The sequence below is a fragment of the Streptomyces sp. WELS2 genome, from assembly GCF_013870595.1.
GTDB lineage: Bacteria > Actinomycetota > Actinomycetes > Streptomycetales > Streptomycetaceae > Streptomyces.
Genome location: NZ_JACBWZ010000730.1, coordinates 1 through 3,147, shown reverse-complemented (window position 1 = coordinate 3,147; position 3,147 = coordinate 1). Strand labels below are relative to the sequence as shown.

The 3,147-nt window shown below is 71.8% G+C and carries 2 protein-coding genes and 1 pseudogene; 1 reads left to right on the top strand and 2 read right to left on the bottom strand.

Features of this window, described 5'->3' with window-relative positions; translation table 11 throughout:
• Nucleotides 1-302 (bottom strand): annotated as a pseudogene (locus tag H5J33_RS28895) (pirin family protein); the annotation flags it as partial.
• 113 nt (nt 303-415) lie between these two features.
• Between H5J33_RS28895 and H5J33_RS28890 the strand changes: the two are divergent.
• On the top strand, nt 416-874 hold the full coding sequence (locus tag H5J33_RS28890) for a hypothetical protein (RefSeq protein ID WP_181797766.1): 459 nt from the start codon (nt 416-418) through the stop codon (nt 872-874).
• Between the two features lie 373 nt (nt 875-1,247).
• Here the strand turns inward: H5J33_RS28890 and H5J33_RS28885 are convergent, their stop codons facing one another.
• Nucleotides 1,248-2,720, bottom strand: coding sequence for a glycoside hydrolase (locus tag H5J33_RS28885; protein WP_181797765.1), 1,473 nt, complete (start codon nt 2,718-2,720; stop codon nt 1,248-1,250).
• Between the last annotated feature and the right edge of the window lie 427 nt (nt 2,721-3,147).

Sequence of the window (3,147 nt, the reverse complement as noted above, 5' to 3'; positions counted from 1 at the left end):
GCGTACCTCACGGGACCCCCGGCGGCCGGGACGAGCGTGTAGGACGGGGTGCCGCCGGGCTCGCGGGGGGTCAGCCACATCTGGAGGAAGGTCAGCGGGGCCGGCCCGTCGTTGCGTTCCACGTGCCGCACGCCCGCCGCCGCGCTCAGGTGCTGCACGTCCCCGGGGCCGACCCGGGTCTCGTGCCCGGCGGAGTCGCGGTGGGTCAGCTCGCCCTCGAGGACCCAGGTGACGATCTCGGTGTGGCTGTGCGGGTGCTCGTCGAAACCGGCGCCGGGGGCCAGCCGCTCCTCGTTGCAGGCGGGCGGCCGCCCCGGCGAGCGGGAGGGTGGCGTCGGAGCCGCCGGTCTTCGCCAGTTCACCGTCCGTGGTGGAGGGGGCGGGAACGGGGACGGGGACGGCCGATGCCGTCGAGGTGGGGGACGCGGTGGACGTGGTGGACGCGGTGGTGCTCGGGGACGCCGAGGGGTGGGCCGAGGCCGGGGCGGACGTCGGGGTGCGGGAGGCGGTCGGCGTGGGCCGCGCGGAGCTCGGAGCCGGCTTGGGGGTGGCGGTCGCGTGCCGGATGCGGAACGCGTCGTATCCGATCGCCTCGGCCGCGCAGTCCACCTCCTTGCCGGTGTCCGGGAAGCGGTACACGTCCGCGAAGGTGCCCGTGAAGTTGAACTCGGAGCCGCCGAGTCCCGCCGGTACGTCCTTGATCACCCGTATCCGCAGGTCGTACGTGTGGGTCCGGCCGGACGGCAGCGGGGCGGTGTCGACGGTCTTGCTGCCGTCCGCGGGCTTCCAGGTGCCGTCCTCCGCGCGCACCTCCACCTTCACGAACTTGGTCATGTCCTGGTACTCGGGGTCCTCGGTCTGGAGCCAGGGGTAGGCGCTCACCCCGACCTCCGGGAGGTCCCGCCTGCCCAGGTTGGTCAGGGTGCCCTTGGCCGGGGTCCAGTCGGCGCCCGGCACCAGTTCGCCGGCGGTGATGTCGAGCGACGCCTTCAGGTCACGCTGTTCGTAGTCGCCGTACGCGGTCGACACGTCGGTGCAGGCGGGCAGGGAGTCCAGGCCGCCCTCCGCCGCCCCGGCGGCGGGTGTGCCGGCGAGCAGGGCGAGGGAGGCGGCGGCCGTGATCACGGCCGGACGGTACTTCATGGAAGTGGTCCTCACGGTGTGAAAAGAGCATCGATGCGTTGCGCTTCGTACACCTTGAAGACAGGGCAATGATGTCCAGGGTTGTGCGGCCGGTGGCTTCGGGACTATCCGGTGACGCCGTCGATCTGGAGGGTCTGGACCGACTTCGGCGCGAACGGGACCGACACCGACGTGCCGTTCAGCCGGATGTCGGAGTGCGGTGTGTAGCGGTCGCCGCCCGTCGTGACCGTGTTCCAGCGGGGCACCAGGCCGCCCGGCCCGCCGGTGACGGCGGCGAAGCGGGACAGGTCGAAGGTCAGGGTCTGGGCGGAGGCGGAGGTGTTGGCGGCGACGATCACCAGGCGTCTCGCCGGCCGGTCCAGGGCCGCCGCCGCGTAGCTCACGCCGGTGTCCAGGATCGTCATGCCGGGGCGGATGTGCCGGGTGAACTGGGCGAGGACGTAGTACTTCGTCTGTACCGCGCCGGGCTGCCGGGTGTCCGGGTCGTAGGTGATCGCCGCCCAGCCCGCGCTGGGGTCCATCACCTGCCAGTACACCCAGGCCGTGGGGTGCAGCCAGCGGAAGTCGTAGAGGAGGTTGCCCGCCGTCGTCAGGCCGGTGGCGTCGCCGTCGCCGGTCTCGGAGTTCCACAGGGCCTTGCGGGCAGTGGTCACCACGTCCGTGTACAGCAGGTCCCGGCGGCCCCCGGAGCCCTGGTAGCCGTGCACGTTGACCCGGTCGACGTACCCCTTGACCGTGCCGGAGAAGGAGTTCCAGGTGGTGCGGGCCAGGTCGTAGCTCGTCTCGTCGGACGCGGCGATCCGGGTGCCGGTCAGTCCCCGCTTGTCCAACTCCGAGCGCAGATACGGCAGTACGGCCGCCTGGGTGGCCGCGTCGATGTGACAGCCCTCCTGGGTGCCGGTCGCCGTCCACCAGGACGAGGAGGGCTCGTTGAAGGGCTCCACCGTCGCGAAGTCCACGCCCCAGTGCTGCCGGGCGTACAGGGCGACGGCGGCGAGGTGGGCGGCGTGCTGCCGGTGGTTCCAGGACTGGAGGTTGTTGCCGCCGTCGGCCGCGCCGGACGGGTTGTGGTTGGAACACATCCACCACATGGGGGAGTTGGCGAACAGCTCGGAGACCGCGCCGCGCTGGGTGGCCTTCACGAGCATGGCCCGCTGGGCGGCGTCGGCCGTCCACTTCCAGGCCGCGGAGGCCGGGTCCTCGTTGCCCCAGTCCTGCCAGTAGCCCTCGATCTGCTTGAAGGAGGGGATGTTCGGGGAGACGGCCATCGTCGCGCCGCCCACGCTGTTCCAGCCGCACGCGCCCAGGTTGTAGCGGGCGATGTTCAGGCCGAGACCGGGCAGTGAGGTGCCGTTGTACGTCGTGCTCTTCGTCGTGAAGAAGATGTCGGCGAAGTCGTCCCGGGCGCCGAAGACGTTCGCCCACCAGGCCAGGGAGGTGCCCCAGCCCTCCCAGGTGCCGTACGACACCGACGGGTCGACGGCGATCGTCGCGTCCGCCCGGGCCGTACCCGTGGCCAGTGCGCTGCCGAGCAGGCCGCCACCCGCGGCGGCCAGCAGTGTTCTGCGTCGGATCATGGGTGCGTTCGCTGCCTCTCCATGCGGCTGCGGCACCGCGTCCTGGAAGCGGTGCCGCCTCGTCCCCTCCCCGGCATGCCACCACGAAGCATCGGGGCTGCCGGACGGCGTTGTCGAGGGTTGCGACGGCCCTTTCTCAAACCCGTTGAGAAAGCCGGACCGGTCGAGGTCCACGGCCGGTTGGGGGCGCCGCGCCCATCGTGCGGGCGGCTGCCGGGGAGGTGCGGCGGCCGGCCGCCGGAGCCCTGGAGAGCGAACCGGTGTATCTGGCACACTGATCAGCGGCACGGCCTACGGCAGTACGAAGGAGAGGAAGGGGGTTGCGATGCGCGGCAGTGCGGTCGCTCCGCGTCCCCTCGCCTTCCCGCTGTTCCTGGCGCAGTTGCTGCTGCTCCAGACCGCCCTCCTCGGCAGCGGCGGTCTGACC